Here is a 19,863-nt window from a genome sequence, read left to right on the forward strand (position 1 = left end):
CCTTCTTCGACCCATGTCTTTTCCGTTCGTCCGCCGCTCCTCCTTCGCCGGGGCGATGACCGTGCCTTTCATCCTGCTGCTGGCCGCCTGTGCCTCGCAGCCCAAGCCGCCCGCCGAGGCCGAAGCGCTGCCGCCCCCGCCGGTCGTGCCGCGCGTGATGCCGGTGGAGGCCGAACCCAGGGCGCCGGCCACGCAGCCCGCCGCGTCGCTGTTCTCGACGATGTTGCAGGGCCCGGTGTCCTCGATGCTGTCGTACGCCGACAAGGTGCGCCCGCTCAACGGCGCCGACCTCAGCGCCGAGATCGCCCGCATCGGCGACCCCGGCGACTCGCCCACGGTGCAGATGCAGCTGGCGCTGCTGCTTTCGCAGACCCGCGTTCCGGCCGATCTGGCGCGCGCGCTGGGCCTGCTGCAGCGCGTGATCGCCAACCCCGCGCCCGAGGCGCAGCCGCTGCAGCCGCTGGCCCGCGCGCTGGCCGCGCGCTACGTGGAGCAGCGCCGCGTGGAAGACGACCGCGACAGGCAGGTGCAGCAACTGCGCGACAGCCAGCGCCGCATCGACCAGCTCAACGACCGCATCGAAGCGCTGCGCGCCATCGAGCGCAGCTTCGCGCGGCCCAACATGAACCCGGCACCGGCCGCGCCGCCTGCGGGCAGCAAGCCGAGCCAATGAGCGTGCTGCAGCGCCGCCGCAGGCAAGCCCGCAGCACCGCAGCGCCAAGCATGGAGATTCTTCGATGAGCACTACCGGCGCCCGCCTCCTCGTGGTCGACGACGACCCGGACATGCTGCGGCTGCTTTCGATGCGGCTGAGCTCGGCGGGCTACCAGGTCACGGCCGTCACCTCGGCCGAGACCGCGCTCACGCAGCTCGAGATCGAGCATCCGCAACTGGTGCTGAGCGACGTGCGCCTGCCCGGGCGCGACGGCCTGCAGCTCTTCGACGAAATCCGCAAGCGCCATCCCTCGCTGCCGGTGATCCTGCTGACCGCGCACGGCACCATTCCCGATGCGGTCGAGGCCACGGCGCGCGGCGTCTTCACCTATCTCACCAAGCCCTACGACGGCCGCGAGCTGCTCGAGAAGATCGCGCAGGCGCTGGCGCTCGGCGCCCCCGCCGCCACGCCCAGCAAGGCCGGCGACGACAGCTGGCGCTCCGAGATCGTGAGCCGCAGCAACCGCATGGCCGAGCTGCTGGCCGAGGCGCGCATGGTCGCCAAGTCGGACGCCTCGGTGCTGCTGCGCGGCGACTCCGGCGCCGGCAAGGAGATGCTGGCGCGCGCCATCCACAAGGCCAGCGCGCGCGCCGACAAGCCCTTCGTGGCGGTCAACTGCGGCGCCATCCCCGAGGCGCTGCTCGAGTCGGAACTCTTCGGCCACATGAAGGGCGCCTTCACCGACGCCCACGCCAATCACAAGGGCCTGTTCCAGCAGGCCGACGGCGGCACGCTGCTGCTGGATGAGATCGGCGACATGCCGCCCGCCCTGCAGGTCAAGCTGCTGCGCGTGCTGCAGGAGCGCGCGGTGCGACCGCTGGGCGCGAGCCAGTCGATCCAGGTCGACGTTCGCATCGTCTCGGCCACCCACCGCGACCTCGACGCCGCGATGGAGGCCGGGCAGTTCCGCGAAGACCTCTATTACCGCCTGAACGTGGTGACGCTGACGCTGCCGCCGCTGTCGGCGCGCCGGGAAGACATCCCGCTTCTGGCCAACCACTTCCTGCAGCGCCTGTCGACCAAGTACGGCAAGCGGCTCTCGGGCTTCGCCCCCGAGGCGCTGAAGGCGCTGACCATGGCCGCGTGGCCGGGCAACGTGCGCCAGCTCTACAACGTGGTGGAACAGGTCTGCGCGCTGTCGAGCTCGCCGCTGATCCCGCTGGCGCTGGTGCAGCGGGCGCTGCGCGTGCCGACGGTCGAGGTGCAGACCTACGCCGAGGCCAAGCAGCGTTTCGAGCGCGACTACCTGGTCGGCCTGCTGAAACTGACGGACGGGAACGTGGCCGACGCGGCCCGCCTCGCCGACCGGAATCGCACCGAGTTCTACCGGCTGCTGCAGAAGCACGAACTCACCCCGGGCCACTTCAAGGCGGACGCTGTCGCTGGCGGCGGAGACCCTGTCGCCGAGTAGCGACGCTGCTAAGTCGTTGATTTCATTGGGCAAAGCCCACCGGCAATCCAAGCTTGTCGGGATTCGGCGACAAAATCGGGGGTTTGGAGCCACTTCAGCGACGCTCCAGCCCGAAAAATGCATCGGATCACCGCCAAGTCATTGATCTGAAAGCGTTTTTCCAGCCTGGCACAGGGTTTGCCCCTGTACCGGCATGACAGCACTTACCAGCCCTTCTTTCGCACTGCGCCAGCAGCGCGACGGCCTGCGTCAAAAGCAGTTTTCCTCCTCGCGGCCCCGTGCCGCGGGGCATTCGCTGGCCGCGCTCGCAAGCGCCGGCGGCGCCTCTTCCGACTGTGTCTTCAAGCGCCTTCCGGCCATTGGCGACACCCCCTCCTCCATCGACAAGCAACGTTGGTAAATCACATGAAGCCGAACGACTTCTCCCAACTGAACGTGCTGGCCGACACCGATTTCTCGCGCCGCAGCCCGGTCCGCGAGGAACGCCATCCCAACTCGGTCACCGCACCTCCGATCAACCGCGGCTCGATGACGCCCCGCCCCTGGCGCGGCTTCTGGAACAGCCTCGGCACGGCAGCGCTGGTCAAGCTGGGCGCAGGCCGTGACGCCGAAGCCGGCGCTCACCCCGCCAACGAAACGAAGCAGCCCTGGCAGCGCGCCGCCGCCCGCCGCCGCTTCGCCTTCATGATGCTCACGCTGCTGAGCACCGTGATCGCGTCCTCGCTCTTCGCCAGCGTGCAGCCCGACTACGACAACCTCTGGCTCGAATACGGCCAGATCGGCCTGTACGGCCTGCTCTCGGGCTGGGTCGTGACCGGCTTCGTGACGGCGCTCATGGGCTTCTACGTCTCCGTGCGCGGTGACAAGTACTCCCTCTCGGCGAAGCAGGTGGCCCACCACCCGATGAACCCCGAGGCGCGCACCGCGATCATCATGCCGATCTGCAACGAGGACGTGGCCACCGTGTTTGCCGGCCTGCGCGCCACCTGTGAATCGGTCGCGGCCACCGGCCACGCCAGGCAGTTCGACGTGTTCGTGCTGTCCGACAGCTACAACCCCGAGACCGCCGCCGCCGAGCGCGCCGCCTGGGAAGACCTGCGCGCCGCGCTGGCCGAAAGCCCCAACCAGCCGCAGGTCGAGGTCTACTACCGCCTGCGCACCCGCCGCACGCACCGCAAGGCCGGCAACGTGGCCGACTTCTGCCGCCGCTGGGGCAAGGACTACCGCTACATGGTCGTGCTCGACGCCGACTCGGTGATGAGCGGCGACTGCCTGACCTCGATGGTCAAGCTGATGGAAGCCAACCCCACCGCCGGCATCATCCAGACCGCGACGCAGGCCATCGGCCACGTCACCCTGCACGCACGCGCACAGCAGTTCGCCTCGCGCGTCACCGGCCGCCTGTTCACGCTGGGCATGCAGTTCTGGCAACTGGGCGAGTCGCACTACTGGGGCCACAACGCGATCATCCGCGTCGAACCCTTCATGAAGCACTGCGCGCTGGCTCCCATCAAGGGCACCGGCGGCATGTCGGGCGGCATCATGTCGCACGACTTCGTCGAAGCCGCTCTGATGCGGCGTGCCGGCTACAACGTGTGGCTGGTGTCCGACCTCGTCGGCAGCTACGAACAGCAACCGCCGGACCTGCTGGCCGAACTCCAGCGCGACCGCCGCTGGTGCCAGGGCAACCTGCAGAACGCCCGCCTGATGGCAGAGCCCGGCATCCACTCGGTCCACCGCGCGATGTTCGTGACCGGCACCATGGCCTACGTCTCGGCCCCGCTGTGGCTCGCGTTCCTGACGCTGGGCACGGCCCTGTGGCTGAGCGGCTCGAGCCTGGTCTCCAGCTGGAGCGTGCTGCCCGCCGAACTGGCCGGCCTGTGGGTCTGGACCCTGTGCCTGCTGTTCCTGCCGCGCGTGCTGGGCATCGCCGCCGTGCTGATGCGCGGCGAGCAACGCCAGTACGGTGGCCTCTGGGGCCTGGTGAAGAGCTCGGTGATGGAAGCCGGCCTGGCCATCGTTCAGGCACCGGTGCGCATGCTGGCTCACTCGCTCTTCGTGCTGGTCGCCCTCACCGGCATCAAGCTCGACTGGAAGTCGCCCCCGCGTGAAGCCGCCGCCGTGCCGTGGAAGGTCGCTGCCTCGCAGCTGGCTCCCATGACGCTGGTGATCGCGATGCTGGCCGTTGGCGTCGCCATGATCGACCCGAGCGCGCTGGTGTGGCTCATGCCCGTCGGCCTGCCGCTGCTGCTGGCGATCCCGCTGACCGTGCTGACCAGCCAGATCGCGCTGGGCACCACGCTGCGCGACCGCGGCTATCTGCTGATTCCCGAGGAATCGCGCTCGCCGGCCGTGCTGCGCCGTGCATGGATGCACGCGCTGCGCCTGGCTCGCCCGGCAGCGCTGGCCACCGCCTGATGCGTTGAAGACACACAGCCTCGAAAAGCCGGCCCCTGGGCCGGCTTTTTTTCATGGCGCGTGGCTAGAATCGCCGACTTCTTTTTCATCCACCCACGGATCCCTTCGATCCACAGGAGCGCCAAGTGCCCCGTCTCGCCGTCATCACCCTCTGACGCCGACAACGCCGCTTCATTGCCGGTCATGTCGGGCGCCAAGCTGCGCTTTCCGCTGACCGCAATCCGTTCCCCAGCTCTCCAGCTTCGCTCCCGCACGTTGTCGGTTCTTCCTGGTTCCATCCGGAGAACAAACGTGTTTCCTCTCTCTTCTTCTCTTTCATCGATCCCGCTGCTCAAGTACCCGCGTACTGCGCACCTGGAAGGCTCCCGGCTGCAGGCCGGTGACAGCGACGACGGCCAGACGCCGTTGTCTGAACTGCAGGGCATGAATGTCGTCATCGAGGAAAAGCTCGATGGCGCCAATGCGGCCGTGTCGTTCACGCCAGCAGGCGAGTTGCTGCTGCAGTCTCGCGGCCACTACCTCGCGGGCGGCGCCGGCGAGCGCCAGTTCAACCTGTTCAAGCACTGGGCTGCCGCCCATGAAGCGGCGCTGCTGGAACGGCTCGAAGACCGCTACGTGATGTACGGCGAGTGGTGCTTCGCCAAGCACAGCTGCTGGTACGACCGGCTGCCCGCCTTCTTCCTGGAGTTCGACATCTACGACCGGCAGTCGCAGAGCTTCCTGTCGACGCCGGCACGGCATGCGCTGCTCGAAGGCGGCCCGGTGCTGCCGGTGCCCGTGCTCTACGAAGGCGAGATGCCGCGCAGCGCGAAGGCATTGCAGACGCTGGTGCGGCCCTCGCTGGCGCGCAGCGCAGACTGGAAGCCGGCCTTCGAAGCCGCCGTGGCGCAGGAAGGCCAGCCGCTCGAACTCGTTCGGCAGCAGACCGACCTGTCCGACCTCGCCGAGGGCCTGTACCTCAAGACCGAGTCCGATGGCCAGGTGACAGGCCGCTACAAGTGGGTGCGCCCGGATTTCGTCCAGACCATCCTCGACTCGGGCTCGCACCACAGTCGCCGTCCGGTACTGCCCAACCAGCTGGCGCCGGGCGTGGATCTCTATGCGCCGACGCCGCAGCTGACCTGGCAGGATCTGGGCCTGCGCATATTGCGCGACCCGGCCGAGCTGACCGCCGCAGGGAGGAAGCGATGAACTTCGACGATCTCCGCGCCCTGGTGCCCGAGCCCGGCAAGGGCACCGACTGGACGCAATGCTGCGAACTGCTGCCGGCCCTGCTGCGCCTCGAGGAGACGCCTCAGGACCCGTACTACCACGCCGAAGGCAACGTCGGCATCCACACCCGCATGGTGCTCGACGCGCTGATGCAGGACGAGCACTACCGCCGTGCCGACGCCGACCGCCGCTTCGTGCTGTTCATGGCCTGCCTGCTGCACGACATCGCCAAGCCCGACACCACGGTGATCGACGAGGCCAGCGGCCGCGTCGGCCAGCCGGGCCACTCGCGCCGGGGCGCGGTCGACGTGCGCGTGCTGATGTGGAAGGCCCGCGTGCCTTTCGCGCTGCGCGAGGCGGTGTGCCGGATCATCGCGGTGCACCAGGTGCCGTTCCATGCCTTCGCCTCGCGCAAGGGCGTGCGGCCCGAGTGGCTCGCGCACAGGCTCTCGTGGGAGCTGAGCCTGCCCGACCTGTGCTGCGTGGCGCGCTGCGACATGCTCGGGCGCCACTACGAGAAGCGCGCGGACAGCATGGCCGACATCGCGCTCTTCGAGCAGCTGGCACAGGAGGAAGGCTGCTGGGAAGGCCCGCGGAAGATGGCAGACGCCCACACGCGCCTGGCCTACTTCCGCGGCGCCGACACCAGCCCCGACTACCCGCTGTTCCAGAACGCCGGATCGCAGGTAACGGTGATGTGCGGGCTGCCCGCCAGCGGCAAGAACCACTGGGTGGCGCAGCATCGAAAGGGCTGGCCGGTGGTGTCCTTCGACGATGCGCGCGCCGAACTCGGCCTCAAGCACGGCGAGAACGACGGCCTCGCCGCGCACCACGCGGTCGACCAGGCGAAGGCGCTGCTGCGCAGGCAGGAGCGCTTCGTCTGGAACGCCACGCACCTGAGCCAGCAGATGCGCACCAAGACGCTGGACCTGCTGTGGGCCTACCACGCGCACATCGAATTGGTGTATCTGGAAGTGCCCCATTCGGAGCTGATGCGCCGCAACCGCGAGCGCGACACCACGCTGTCGAACGCGGGCATCGAGCGCATGCTGCATCGCTGGGAACTGCCAACGCCGGTGGAGGCGCACGAGACGGTCTACGAAGTGCAGACCTGAAGGAAGCGCGGACCTGAAAAGCAGAAGGCCCGCCGGTTCACCCCGGCGGGCCTTCTCATATATATGTGCGCGTGCGGCGTGCGATCAGAACGGCAGCTTCGGCCCACCGGGGCCGCCCATTCCGCCGAGGCCCTTCATGCCGCCCATGCGCTTCATCATCTTCATGAGGCCGCCGCCCTTCATCTTCTTCATCATGCCCTGCATCTGCTCGAACTCGTTGAGCAGGCGGTTCACTTCCTGGACCTGGACGCCAGCGCCCGCGGCGATGCGGCGCTTGCGCGTGGCCTTCAGCAGTTCGGGCTTGCGGCGCTCCAGCGGCGTCATGCTGTTGATGATGCCTTCCTTGCGGCGGATGTCGCGCTCGGCGCGGCTCAGGTCGGCCTCGCTGGCCTTGGCGGCCATCTGCGTGGGCAGCTTGTCCATCAGGCTGGATAGGCCGCCCATCTGCTTCATCTGCTGCAGCTGGCCGAGGAAGTCGTTGAGGTCGAAGCCCGCGCCGCTCTTGACCTTGGCCGCGAGCTTCTGCGCCGCCGCCACGTCGACGCCGGCCGTGACCTGCTCGACCAGCGCGACGATGTCGCCCATGCCCAGGATGCGGCCCGCATGGCGCTCGGCGTCGAACACCTCGAGGCCGTCGATCTTCTCGCTCACGCCAGCGAACTTGATCGGCACACCCGTCACCTGGCGCACCGACAGCGCAGCGCCGCCGCGCGAATCGCCGTCGGTCTTGGTCAGGATGATGCCGGTGAGGGGCAGCGCTTCCTTGAAGGCCTTGGCGGTGTTGATCGCGTCCTGGCCCTGCATGGCATCGACCACGAAGAGCGTTTCGACCGGGTCGAGCGCAGCATGCAGCTGCTTGATCTCGGCCATCAGAACTTCGTCGATGGCAAGGCGGCCGGCCGTGTCGACCAGCAGCACGTCGAAATAGTGGCGTCGGGCGTGGTCGAGCGCGGCGCGCGCGATGTCCAGCGGCTTCTGGTCGGGCGTGCTGGGGAACCATTCAGCGCCCGCCTGCCTGGTGACGGTCTTGAGCTGCTCGATGGCGGCGGGACGGTAGACGTCGCCCGACACGGTGAGCACCTTCTTCTTGCGCTTCTCGATCAGGTGCTTGGCGAGCTTGGCGGTGGTGGTAGTCTTGCCGGCGCCCTGCAGGCCGGCCATGAGGATCACGGCCGGCGGCTGGGCCGCGAGGTTGATGTCGGACACGCCCTCACCCATGGTGGCGGCGAGTTCGCGGTTGACGATGCCCACCAGCGCCTGACCCGGCTTGAGCGAGCCCAGCACTTCCTGGCCAAGGGCCTTTTCCTTCACGCGGGCGACGAAATCGCGCACCACGGGCAGGGCCACGTCGGCTTCCAGCAGCGCCATGCGCACCTCGCGCAGCATGTCCTGCACGTTGCTTTCGGTGATGCGGGCCTGGCCGCTCATCGTCTTGACGAGGCGGGAGAACTTTTCTGTGAGGGCGGTGGCCATGAGGGGGATGCCTTGCTGCCCGCTATGGCGCGGGCCGGGTGAGAAGCCTGGGAGACGGGAAAGAACTTGAAGCCGGGCGCCGGGAACGCAATAGCGAGACGCTAAACTCCGGCCGATGATTTTAGCGATCCCCTCCCCGCTCGGCGTGGCTCTGGGCATCGCCACCGCGGTTGCCTACGGTTTTGTCGCCGCCGCCGGCGCCAGATTCAGCCGCCAGTCGACCCAATGGACGCTCGGGATCGCATGGCTGCTGCATGCCGCCGCTCTCGCCCATGGTCTCGTCGGCAGCGAGCCGCGCTTCGGTTTCGCGCCGGCGCTGTCGGTCACGGCGTGGCTGGTGCTGACCGTCTACGCCGTCGAAAGCCGCATGTATCCCCAGCTGAAGGTGCGGCGCGCACTCGCCTGGCTGGGCGCGGCTGCCGTGCTGCTGGCCATCCTGTTTCCCGGCACGCCGCTGCATGTCACGGCATCGCCGTGGCTGCCGCTGCACCTGGCGCTGGGCATCGCCTCCTACGGCCTGTTCGGCGCCGCCGTGGTACATGCCTGGCTGATCACCCGCGCCGAAAAGCAGATCCGCCTGGCCGCGGCCGTAGAGCCGCAGGGCGGCGTGCCGCTGCTCACGCTCGAGCGGCTCACCTTCCGCTTCGTCACCGCCGGCTTCGTGCTGCTCTCGGCTACGCTGCTGGCCGGCCTGCTCTTCAGCGAGCAGCTTTACGGGCTGGCTGGCCGCGCCTGGAAGTGGGACCACAAGACCATCTTCTCGGTGCTCGCCTGGATCAGCTTCGCGATCCTGCTGATCGGCCGGGCCCGCTTCGGCTGGCGCGGGCGCACCGCGCGGCGCGTGCTCTATGCCGGCTCGGCGCTGCTACTGCTGGCCTACGTCGGTTCGCGCTTCGTGCTCGAAGTGGTTCTCGCGCGCCCTCCCGTCTGAAATGAAATACCTCCTCGTCCTCGCGGTGCTCTGGGTCGCGATCTGGCTCTGGCGCAAGAACCGGCGCGAAGAAATGCAGGACGCCATGCGCGAGCGAGCGGCCAAGGCGCAACGCACGCCCGCGCCGTCCGGACCGCCGCAGGCGATGGTGCGCTGTGCCCATTGCGGCCTGCACCTGCCGGCCCCCGAAGCCATCGCCGGTCCCGGCGGCGCGCTCTACTGCAGCACCGCGCACCGCGAGGCCGCCACCCGGCAATGAGCACGCCCCTCTGGTCGCGCGGCGAGCCGGTCACCGACTGGGACGTGCTCGACCAGGGCCCGGCCGAGAGTTCGGCACTGGGCCGCCTCTGGCGCGGCTTCATGGGAGCGCGCTGCTTCGTCGCCCTGGTGCTGGTGCTGCTGCAGGCCGTGTCCTTCGCGATCGGGCAGAACATGCAGGCAGCGGCCATCGCGATCTCGGCGATCTACCTCGTCGCGGCCTGGCTGGGCATGCGCTACACCGCCTTCCAGCCGCCGATCCGCGGCTTCACGCCACTGTGGCTGCTGACCATCGGCATCGACCTGGCGGCCTTCACCGCCTTGCAGGTGCTGCAGGGCGGCAACGTCAACTACACGCCGCTGTTCGCGCTGCCGGTGCTGATGAGCGCGGTGCTGGGCACCATGATCGTGAGCCTCGGAACCACCGCCTCCGTCACGCTGCTTCTGCTGGGCGACGCGGGCTGGCACTGGCTGCAGCAGCCGGGCGATTCGTCGTCGCGATTCGTGCAGGCGGCGCTCACCGGCACGGGCTTCTTCGTGGTGGCGCTGCTTGCCCACGAGATGGCCCGCCGGCTGGCGCGCGAGGAAGCGGTGGCGCAGCGCAATCGCAGCAGCGCGCGGATGCAGGCGCAGGTCAACGACCTCGTGATCGAGACGCTGAGCGAAGGCGTGCTGGTGATCGACGCCGAGGGCCTGGTGCACGCGGCGAATCCCGCGGCCGACGCGATCCTTGGCCAGGGCCTGGCCAAGCTGACGCTGCCCTTCCCGCTGCATGCCCAGCCCGCCTGGCACGCGCTGGCCGCGCTGGCGCGCCAGACCTTCGCGCGGCGGGCGCCGCAGGCCGAGGAGATTCCGGTGGCGCAGGCGCGAGGCGCAGCGCGCGAGGTGCGCGTGCGCACGCGGCTCACGCCCGCCAGCGAGAAGCGCGCCGACAGCCTGTGCGTGATGTTCCTGCAGGACCTGCGCGAACTCGAGGCCCGCATCCGTACCGAGAAGCTGGCGGCGATGGGCCGCATGTCGGCGGCCGTGGCGCACGAGATCCGCAATCCGCTGGCCGCCATCACGCAGGCCAGCGCGCTGCTCAACGAAGACCTGACCGACCCCGCACACCGCAAGCTCACGAGCATGGTGCAGCACAACGCGCAGCGCCTCGCGCGCATCGTGGACGACGTGCTCGACGTCTCCCGCGCGCGCCAGCAGCGCGTGCTCTCGCTGGGCGAGCAGCTGGTGCTCGACCCGGCCGTGCAGGTGCTGGCCGAGGAATGGGTGCGCCAGACGCAGCGCAAGGGCGTGCTGGTGTCGCTCGATGCGCCCGCGAGCGAGGTGCGCTTCGACGCCGAGCACCTGCGCCGCCTGATCGTGAACCTGCTGGACAACGCATCGCGCTACGCCAGCACGCGTGAAGGCGCGATCCAGGTGCTGACCGCGATGCAGCGAGGCGGCGTCGCCAGGCCGAGCCTGATGGTATGGAGCGACGGCGCGCCGCTCGAGCCCGCGGTGCAGCGGCACCTGTTCGAGCCTTTCTTCTCTTCGGAAAGCCGCTCCAGCGGGCTGGGTCTCTTCCTGTGCCGCGAACTGTGCCGGCGGCACGGCGCCACCATCGGCTACGAGCGCCGCGCGCTGGTGCCGGGCGGGCCCGAGGGCAACGAATTCTTCGTCAGCTTTGCCCCCAGCGAAAACCGGCTGACACAATAGCGCCCGTGAGCAACTCCCCCTCTTCTTCCACCCAGCGGCCGGCGCAGATCCTGGTCATCGACGACGAGCCGGACCTGCGCACGCTGTACGAACTGACGCTGCTGCGCGAGGGCTATCGCGTGGAGGCGGCAGGCAGCGTCTCGGAAGCCTGGCAGCACCTGGAGGCCGGGCGCTTCGACGCGGTGATCACCGACATGCGGCTGCCCGATGGGCAAGGCATGGAGATCATCCACCGCATCCAGAAGGACCAGCGCAGCGAGCGCTGCGTGGTGATGACCGCCTACGGCTCGGCCGAGAACGCGGTCGAGGCGCTGAAGGCCGGCGCCTTCGACTACCTCACGAAGCCGGTCGACCTCAAGCAGTTCCGCGCGGTCGTGGCCTCCGCCGTGCAGGCGCGGACGGCACCGCAGCCGGTGGCCAAGCCCGCACAGGCGGCGCCCTCCAGTGCCGGCAATGCGGCTGGCGAGGCGGCACCGGTCACCTCCGGCACCGGCATCGCCGCGCTCGACCGCCTCGTGGGCGAATCGGAGCCGATGCGGCTGGTCAAGTCGCGCATCGCCAAGGTGGCGCGCGGCATGGCGCCGGTGCTGGTGCGCGGCGAGTCGGGCACCGGCAAGGAACTGGTTGCGCGCGCGGTGCATGCCTGCAGCCAGCGCAGCGAAGGCCCCTTCGTCGCGGTGAACTGCGGCGCGATTCCCGAGAACCTGCTCGAGGCCGAGTTCTTCGGTGCGAAGAAGGGCTCGTACACCGGCTCGTCGCAGGACCGCGACGGCTACTTCCAGGCAGCGCGCGGCGGCACGCTGTTCCTCGACGAGATCGGCGACCTGCCGCTGGCCATGCAGTCGAAGCTGCTGCGCGCGATCCAGGAGCGCAGCGTGCGCTCGATCGGCTCGACGCAGGAAGATGCCGTCGACGTGCGCATCGTGAGCGCCACTCATAAAGACCTGCACGCCGAAGTGCAGGCCGGCCGCTTCCGGCAAGACCTTTTCTACCGCCTCAACGTGATCGAGATCGCGGTGCCCGCGCTGCGCGACCGCCGCGAGGACCTGCCCGCGCTGTGCAACGCGCTGCTCTCGCGCATCGCGCAGGACGGCGGGCTGCCGGTGCCTCACTTGTCCGACGATCTGCTGCGCCGCCTCGCACAGCATCCGCTGAACGGCAACGTGCGCGAGCTCGAGAACCTGCTGCACCGCGCGGTCGCGCTGAACGACGGCGACGAACTGCACCTCGACCTGATGGGCGGCTTCACGGCCGCGGCCGAAGCGGCGGCATCTTCCGCGCCCGCGCCGCTGTCACCCCTGGGCGGCGACGCGGCGGCCGCTCCGGCCCCGGCGCCCGCCGCGCCGGTGGCGGCCTCTACCCGGCCCGCGCCTCCGCCGCTGCCCTCCGACCTTCAGGCCTACCTCGACCAGCAGGAGCGCGAGATCCTCGTGCGCGCGCTGCACGAGAGCGGCTTCAACCGCACCGCCGCCGCCGCCCGGTTGGGCATGAGCCTGCGCCAGATCCGCTATCGCATCGCGCGGCTGGGCATCACCACGCCCAACGGCGACGACGGCGCGAGCAGCAGCCATGCCGACGACTGAAAAAAAAGTGCGCGCGGCCGAGTCCGGCGACGCACTCTGGCAGGCCGGCTGGTACCGCTTCGCGAAGGCGCTGCCCTCGCCCAATTTCGGGCCCAGGCCACAGGGCGCGCAGATCGACCTCATCGTGCTGCACTCGATCAGCCTGCCGCCCGGCGAGTACGGCGGCGACGCGGTGCAGCGGCTCTTCACCAACCGGCTCGACTGGGACGCACACCCCTACTTCCAGTCGATCCGCGGGCTGGAGGTCTCCTCGCACTTCTACGTGCGGCGCAACGGCGAGCTCTGGCAGTTCGTGAGCTGCGACGACCGCGCCTGGCATGCGGGCGTGTCGACGTGGCGCGGCCGCGGCAACTGCAATGACGACTCCATCGGCATCGAACTCGAGGGCCTCGAAGGCCAGCATTTCGAGGAGCCGCAATACGAGACGCTCGCGAGCCTGTGCGCCGCCATCGCGCAGCATTTTCCGATGGCGTACATCGCCGGCCACGAGCACATCGCGCCGGGCCGCAAGCATGACCCGGGCGCCGGTTTCGACTGGCGCCTTCTGCGCGAACAACTCGGCTGGAAGCCACAGATGTTTCCTGAGCAGGTCGTCGGGCGCTAATTTTTTTCAATCGCGCGGCGCCTCGCGATGCACCGCCACCGCGCTGCAGCGAAGAGAAAATCCGAAGGGCGCAATGCAGCAACCATGCGCCCTGCAAGCCCAAATCGGCCTGCAAGCCACAGCGCATGCGGGTTGCGGGACCATAGGCCAGTATTCATGGGGCATCTTCGCAGGTGTCCTATGTCGGAAGTAGTACCGGAAATCCTTGTATCCTTTCGAAAACGCTACATCTAGTGGGTTGTATGCCCCCTGCACCCTAGATATAGTGTCTTCCGTCCGGTCCCGTACACCGGTGCGGCGCCGGGCCAGGCGTCGCCATCCAACAAGAATTGCCAACCGAGAGGAAGCGAATGCAAACAGCCCTGAATCCCCAATCGACCCCGCGTGCAATCCCCTCCACGCCGTCGCAGCCGCAGCGAGACACTGCCGGCTCCCCCACCAGCCAGAACCTGGCCCACTACCAGATCATCCGCCGCAACGGCGCGGTGGTGCCCTTCGAGCCGAACAAGATCGCCATCGCGATGATGAAGGCCTTCCTAGCCGTTCACGGCACGCAGGGCGCGGCTTCGGCCAGCGTGCGCGAGACGGTCGACACGCTCACGCAGGGCGTGATCCGCGCGCTGGTGCGTTCGCGTCCGGGCGGCGGCACCTTCCACATCGAGGACGTGCAGGACCAGGTCGAGCTCGGCCTGATGCGCGGCGGCCACCATGAGATCGCCCGCGCCTACGTGCTGTACCGCGAGCGCCGCACGCAGGAACGCTCCAAGCAGGGCGAGCAGACCGCGCCGGCCACGCCCGCGCTGCACGTGCTGGACAAGGGCGAGCTGGTCGCGCTCGACGTGAACGAGCTCAAGAGCCTGATCGAATCGGCCTGCGAAGGCCTGGGCGAGAGCATCACCGCCGCGCCGATCGTCGCCGAGACGATGCGCAACCTGTACGACGGCGTGCCGCTCGACGAGGTCTACAAGGCATCGATCCTGGCGGCCCGCACGCTGATCGAGAAGGACCCCGACTACACCTTCGCCACCGCGCGCCTGCTGCTGCACACGATCTTCAAGGAGATCATCGGCCGCGAAGTGCTGCCCGCCGAACGCGCAACCGCCTACGCCGACTACTTCCCGCAGTTCATCAAGAAGGGCGTGGACAACGACCTGCTCGACGAGAAGCTGCTGCAGTACGACCTGCCCCGCCTGGGCGCGGCCCTGAAGCCCGAGCGCGACAACCAGTTCGACTACCTCGGCCTGCAGACCCTGTACGACCGCTACTTCCTGCACGTGCGCAAGACCCGCATCGAGCTGCCGCAGGCTTTCTTCATGCGCGTGGCCATGGGCCTGTCGCTCAATGAGATCGACCGCGAAGCGCGCGCCATCGAGTTCTACGAGGTGCTGTCGTCGTTCGACTTCATGTCGAGCACGCCCACCCTGTTCAACGCCGGCACGCTGCGCTCGCAGCTGTCGAGCTGCTACCTGACCACCGTGCCCGATGACCTGGACGGCATCTACGAGTCGATCAAGGAGAACGCGCTGCTGTCGAAGTTCGCCGGCGGCCTGGGCAACGACTGGACCCGCGTGCGCGCGCTCGGCAGCCACATCAAGGGCACGAACGGCGAATCGCAGGGCGTGGTGCCCTTCCTGAAGGTGGTGAACGACACGGCCGTGGCCGTGAACCAGGGCGGCAAGCGCAAGGGCGCCGTCTGCACGTACCTCGAAACCTGGCACCTCGACATCGAGGAGTTCCTGGAGCTGCGCAAGAACACCGGCGACGACCGCCGCCGCACGCACGACATGAACACGGCCAACTGGATCCCCGACCTGTTCATGCGCCGCGTGATGGAAAAAGGCACCTGGACGCTGTTCTCGCCCTCCAACGTGCCCGACCTGCACGACCTCTTCGGCGCCGACTTCGAGAAGGCCTACGTCGCCTACGAAGAGAAGGCAGCCCGCGGCGAGATCAAGCCGAGCCGCACCGTCCAGGCGACCGACCTGTGGCGCAAGATGCTCACGATGCTGTTCGAGACCGGCCACCCCTGGATCACGTTCAAGGACGCCTGCAACGTGCGTTCGCCGCAGCAGCACGCCGGCGTGGTTCACTCGTCGAACCTGTGCACCGAGATCACGCTGAACACCAGCGACACCGAAACCGCCGTGTGCAACCTGGGTTCCGTGAACCTGCTGCAGCACCTGAAGGACGGCAAGGTCGACCAGGAGAAGCTGAAGAAGACCGTGTCGACCGCGATGCGCATGCTCGACAACGTGATCGACATCAACTACTACGCCGTGAAGAAGGCGCGCGACTCGAACCTGCGCCACCGTCCGGTCGGCCTGGGCCTGATGGGCTTCCAGGACGCGCTGTACGAACTGCGCATTCCCTACGCCTCGCAGGAAGCCGTGCAGTTCGCCGACGAGTCGATGGAAGCCATCTGCTACCACGCCTACTGGGCCTCGACCGAGCTCGCCAAGGAGCGCGGCAAGTACTCGAGCTACAAGGGCTCGCTGTGGGACAAGGGCATCCTGCCGATCGACTCGCTGGACCTGCTCGAGAAGGCACGCGGCGGCTATGTCGAGGTCGACCGCTCGGCCACCCTCGACTGGGACGCGCTGCGCTCGAAGATCAAGGCCGACGGCATGCGCAACTCGAACTGCGTGGCCATCGCCCCGACCGCGACCATCTCGAACATCATCGGCGTGGACGCCTCGATCGAGCCCTGCTTCGGCAACCTCTCGGTCAAGTCGAACCTGTCGGGCGAGTTCACCGTGATCAACCACTACCTGGTTCGCGACCTCAAGCGCCTGGGCCTGTGGGACGACGTGATGGTCATGGACCTGAAGCACTTCGACGGCTCGCTGCGCCCCATCGACCGCGTGCCGCAGGATGTGAAGGCGCTCTACGCCACCGCGTTCGAGATCGAGACCACGTGGCTGGTGGAAGCCGCCGCGCGCCGCCAGAAGTGGATCGACCAGGCGCAGTCGCTGAACATCTACATGGCCGGCGCATCGGGCAAGAAGCTCGACGACACCTACAAGCTCGCATGGCTGCGCGGCCTGAAGACGACCTACTACCTGCGCACGCAGAGCGCGACGCACGCCGAGAAGTCGACGGTGCAGTCGGGCCGTCTCAACGCCGTGTCGTCGGGCAACGAATCGTCTTCCGGCATGAGCGCGCTCGAAGCCGCTGCAGCAGCCGCAAAAGCGCAGATGAGCGCGATTCCCGCCACCGACATCGCGTTCTGCGGCGTGGACGATCCGACCTGCGAAGCGTGCCAATAAGCACGTCGATGCTCGCGACGACAAGTCAGTGAGGCGCATGCGAGATCGCGCGACGTTCATTCAATGAAGGCATTGACTGACATCGCGCGATGCATGCGAGCAACATAACAACCACATAAATGGCGTGCGATGTGAACGAGCACTTTGCAACTCACATCGTTGCTCCGATAATTTGAGCATTGGATTTTTCTATGTTGACCTGGGACGAAGAAGTCAAGCCCTCCTTACCAAAGGATATGCAACAAGGTTTGCAGCACCACAACGCATCGACCGGCGGATCTCCCGCAGGCCGTTCGGTGGACGCTCCGGCTTCGTCTTCCATCGCGCAACCCGCGCTGCGCACCTTCAGCACGCTCGATGACGGCGCGCAGGTGCGCCCGGTTGCCACCACCGCTTCTGCAGCAGCAGCGCCCGCAGTTGCCGCCCAATCCACGCAGCGCGTCAAGGCGTCCGACAAGCGCATCATCAACGGCCAGACCGACGTCAACCAGCTGGTGCCGTTCAAGTACAAGTGGGCGTGGGAAAAGTACCTCGCCACCTGCGCCAACCACTGGATGCCGCAGGAAGTGAACATGACGCGCGACATCGCGCTGTGGAAAGACCCGAACGGCCTGAGCGAAGACGAGCGGCGCATCGTCAAGCGCAACCTCGGCTTCTTCGTGACTGCCGACTCGCTGGCCGCCAACAACATCGTGCTGGGCACCTACCGCCACATCACGGCGCCCGAATGCCGCCAGTTCCTTCTGCGCCAGGCCTTCGAGGAAGCGATCCACACGCACGCGTACCAGTACATCGTCGAATCGCTCGGCCTGGACGAGAGCGAGATCTTCAACGCCTACAACGAAGTGCCGTCGATCCGCGAGAAGGACCAGTTCCTGATCCCGTTCATCGACGCCATCAGCGACCCCAACTTCCACACCGGCACGCCCGAGGCCGACCAGAAGCTGCTCAAGTCGCTCATCGTGTTCGCCTGCCTGATGGAAGGCCTCTTCTTCTACGTCGGCTTTACGCAGATCCTCGCGCTGGGTCGCCAGAACAAGATGACCGGCGCTGCCGAGCAGTACCAGTACATCCTGCGCGACGAGTCGATGCACTGCAATTTCGGCATCGACCTGATCAACCAGCTCAAGCTCGAGAATCCCGGCCTCTGGACGGCGGAATTCAAGGCGGAGATCAAGGCGCTGTTCCTGCGTGCCGTCGAGCTCGAATACAGATACGCCGAAGACACCATGCCTCGTGGCGTGCTCGGCATGAACGCCTCCATGTTCAAGGGCTACCTGCGCTACATCGCCAATCGGCGCGCGCAGCAGATCGGCCTCGAAACGCTCTTCCCGAACGAGGAAAATCCGTTCCCGTGGATGAGCGAAATGATTGACCTGAAGAAAGAGCGCAATTTCTTCGAAACCCGCGTGATCGAATACCAGTCGGGTGGCGCGCTCTCCTGGGATTGAATCTTTCGAAAAGAATTAATGAATTCAAGAATTGCCCTTGCCACCGATCGCGCCGAAGAGCGCGACATGGACGAGGGCTCAGGTGTTCATGGTGCTGGAGCAGAGATTCCAACACCATGAATCGCTTCACGGCACCCGAGGTGCGTGGAGTGCTTTCAATAGGTTGATTTTTCAACTTGATCAAGGAGAAATAGAAATGGCAACTGCAAAGAAAGCTCCGGCTAAGAAAGCCGCTGCAAAGAAGGCCCCGGCCAAGAAGGCCGTCGCCGCGAAGAAGGCTCCTGCCAAGAAGGTAGCCGCCAAGAAGGCACCGGCCAAGAAGGTCGCTGCCAAGAAGGCTCCGGCAAAGAAGGTAGCAGCGAAGAAGGCAGCACCGGCGAAGAAGGCCGCTGCCAAGAAGGCTCCTGCCAAGAAGGCCGTAGCGAAGAAGGCGCCTGCGAAGAAGGCTGCTGCCAAGAAGGCCCCGGCGAAAAAGGCCGCTGCCAAGAAGGCTCCTGCGAAGAAGGCTGCCGCCAAGAAGGCCCCTGCCAAAAAGGCTGCTGCCAAGAAAGCCGCGAAAAAGCCTGCTGCCAAGAAGCCTGCTGCGAAGAAGGCTCCCAAGGCCGCTGCCCCTGCCAAGGCTGCCGCCGTAGCGCCTGCCCCTGCGGCGCAAACGACGCTGAATCCTCAGGCAGCATGGCCGTTCCCCACGGCCAGCAAGCCCTGAGTCTCTCAGCGGCCTTGAAGGCAAAAGCCCGGCACCTCACGGTGCCGGGCTTTTTTATCGCCCTTGCGGGCGCTCTTCCGGAAAGAAGATCAGACGCCCAGCGCCTTGCGGTCGATCTCGTAGTTCTGCGGGCCGCGCTGAGCGATCTTGATCGCGCCGACCTTGTTGCCCAGTTCCGCGCACTGCGCGAGCGGCCAGCCCTTTTCCAGGCCGAAGAGCAGCGCACCGCGCCATGCGTCGCCGCAGCCCGTGGGCTCGACCACCTCGGTGGCCACAACGCCCGGCACATGCTCGCGCTCGCCGTCGGTCCAGATCTCGCAGCCCTCGGCCGCCAGCGTGACCACGAGGCCGCGCACGCGCTTCGATATCTCGGCCAGGCTCCAGCCGGTGCGCTGCGAGAGCATCTTTCCTTCGTAGTCGTTCACCACCACCCAGCTCGCCAGATCGACGAAGTGACGCAGCGCCTCGCCGTCGAACATCGGCAGGCCCTGGCCCGGATCGAACACGAACGGGATGCCCGCCGCAGCGAACTGCTCCGCGTGCTGCAGCATCGCTTCGCGTCCGTCGGGGGCGACGATGCCGAGCTTGATGTCCTCTCGCGCGGCGACCTTCGTGATGTGCGCCTGCTGCATCGCGCCGGGGTGGAAGGCGGTGATCTGGTTGTTGTCGACGTCGCTCATGATCATCGCCTGCGCGGTGAAGGTGTCGTCGAGCTGCCGCACGAACTCCGTGCTGATGCCCAGCGAGCGCATGCGCTCGAGGTAGGTGGCACCGTCGCTGCCGAGCGTTGCCATCGGCAGCGCCGTGCCGCCGAGCGCATTGAGGCTGTAGGCGATGTTGCCCGCGCAGCCGCCGAAGTCGCGACGTAGCGTGGGCACGAGGAACGACACATTCAGGATGTGCAGCTGGTCGGGAAGGATCTGGTCGGCGAACCGGCCCTCGAAAGTCATGATGGTGTCGAATGCGAGGGAACCGCAGATCACAGTTGCCATGGTTAGCCGTTGAGTGGTTGAGTGGATGAAAGC

15 protein-coding genes are annotated in these 19,863 nt (G+C 67.3%); 13 read left to right on the forward strand and 2 right to left on the reverse strand.

Translation table 11 applies throughout. The features are described from left to right. Positions 1-13: 13 nt before the first annotated feature. From FHY06_RS09630 to FHY06_RS09650, 5 genes are all read left to right on the forward strand, one after another. Positions 14-673, forward strand: a complete 660-nt coding sequence (locus FHY06_RS09630) for a flagellar assembly peptidoglycan hydrolase FlgJ (protein ID WP_019656807.1) — start codon at positions 14-16, stop codon at positions 671-673. Between the two features lie 64 nt (positions 674-737). After that, positions 738-2,126, forward strand: a complete 1,389-nt coding sequence (locus FHY06_RS09635; RefSeq protein ID WP_019656806.1) for a sigma 54-interacting transcriptional regulator — start codon at positions 738-740, stop codon at positions 2,124-2,126. Between the two features lie 405 nt (positions 2,127-2,531). Beyond that, positions 2,532-4,544, forward strand: a complete 2,013-nt coding sequence (mdoH, locus tag FHY06_RS09640; protein WP_132796718.1) for a glucans biosynthesis glucosyltransferase MdoH — start codon at positions 2,532-2,534, stop codon at positions 4,542-4,544. A 291-nt stretch (positions 4,545-4,835) separates the two neighbouring features. Further along, the gene (locus FHY06_RS09645; RefSeq protein ID WP_184604664.1) at positions 4,836-5,735 is read left to right on the forward strand and encodes an RNA ligase family protein; all 900 of its coding nucleotides are present in this window, start codon (positions 4,836-4,838) and stop codon (positions 5,733-5,735) included. Next, positions 5,732-6,871 (forward strand): AAA family ATPase, encoded by a 1,140-nt coding sequence (locus FHY06_RS09650; RefSeq protein ID WP_184604666.1) that lies wholly within the window; start codon positions 5,732-5,734, stop codon positions 6,869-6,871. Before FHY06_RS09645 ends, FHY06_RS09650 begins: the two co-directional genes overlap by 4 nt. Positions 6,872-6,955: 84 nt before the next feature. On the opposite strand, the gene ffh is transcribed toward FHY06_RS09650, so the two are convergent. Beyond that, the gene (gene ffh, locus FHY06_RS09655; RefSeq protein ID WP_019656802.1) at positions 6,956-8,344 is read right to left on the reverse strand and encodes a signal recognition particle protein; all 1,389 of its coding nucleotides are present in this window, start codon (positions 8,342-8,344) and stop codon (positions 6,956-6,958) included. 115 nt (positions 8,345-8,459) lie between these two features. On the opposite strand from ffh, the gene FHY06_RS09660 reads away from it, so the two are divergent. The 8 genes from FHY06_RS09660 (at position 8,460) to FHY06_RS09695 (ending at position 18,838) form a co-directional block, all read left to right on the forward strand. Next, entirely contained in the window at positions 8,460-9,275 is an 816-nt protein-coding gene (locus FHY06_RS09660) for a cytochrome C assembly family protein (protein WP_019656801.1), read from the forward strand. 1 nt (position 9,276) lies between these two features. Next, entirely contained in the window at positions 9,277-9,534 is a 258-nt protein-coding gene (locus tag FHY06_RS09665) for a PP0621 family protein (RefSeq protein WP_132752246.1), read from the forward strand. Further along, a complete protein-coding gene (locus FHY06_RS09670) occupies positions 9,531-11,228 on the forward strand; it encodes a two-component system sensor histidine kinase NtrB (RefSeq protein WP_019656799.1) in 1,698 nt (565 codons plus the stop codon). Before FHY06_RS09665 ends, FHY06_RS09670 begins: the two co-directional genes overlap by 4 nt. Before the next feature lie 5 nt (positions 11,229-11,233). Then, on the forward strand, positions 11,234-12,811 hold the full coding sequence (locus FHY06_RS09675; RefSeq protein WP_184604669.1) for a sigma-54-dependent transcriptional regulator: 1,578 nt from the start codon (positions 11,234-11,236) through the stop codon (positions 12,809-12,811). Next, complete coding sequence (ampD, locus tag FHY06_RS09680; RefSeq protein ID WP_184604671.1) at positions 12,798-13,415, forward strand: 1,6-anhydro-N-acetylmuramyl-L-alanine amidase AmpD; 618 nt, start codon at positions 12,798-12,800, stop codon at positions 13,413-13,415. The genes FHY06_RS09675 and ampD overlap by 14 nt, the downstream gene beginning before the upstream one ends. Positions 13,416-13,765: 350 nt before the next feature. Then, on the forward strand, positions 13,766-16,681 hold the full coding sequence (locus FHY06_RS09685; RefSeq protein WP_019656796.1) for a ribonucleoside-diphosphate reductase subunit alpha: 2,916 nt from the start codon (positions 13,766-13,768) through the stop codon (positions 16,679-16,681). Positions 16,682-16,872: 191 nt separating this feature from the next. Then, entirely contained in the window at positions 16,873-18,132 is a 1,260-nt protein-coding gene (locus tag FHY06_RS09690; RefSeq protein WP_019656795.1) for a ribonucleotide-diphosphate reductase subunit beta, read from the forward strand. A 196-nt stretch (positions 18,133-18,328) separates the two neighbouring features. Then, positions 18,329-18,838, forward strand: coding sequence for a histone H1-like DNA-binding protein (locus FHY06_RS09695; protein WP_019656794.1), 510 nt, complete (start codon positions 18,329-18,331; stop codon positions 18,836-18,838). An 89-nt stretch (positions 18,839-18,927) separates the two neighbouring features. Here the strand turns inward: FHY06_RS09695 and FHY06_RS09700 are convergent, their stop codons facing one another. After that, positions 18,928-19,830 carry a carbohydrate kinase family protein gene (locus FHY06_RS09700; protein ID WP_126182547.1) on the reverse strand — a complete coding sequence of 301 codons (903 nt, stop codon included), beginning with the start codon at positions 19,828-19,830 and terminating at the stop codon, positions 18,928-18,930. Between the last annotated feature and the right edge of the window lie 33 nt (positions 19,831-19,863).

Origin of the sequence: Variovorax atrisoli (assembly GCF_014195185.1) — a bacterium.
Classification (GTDB): Bacteria; Pseudomonadota; Gammaproteobacteria; order Burkholderiales; family Burkholderiaceae_C; genus Variovorax; species Variovorax atrisoli.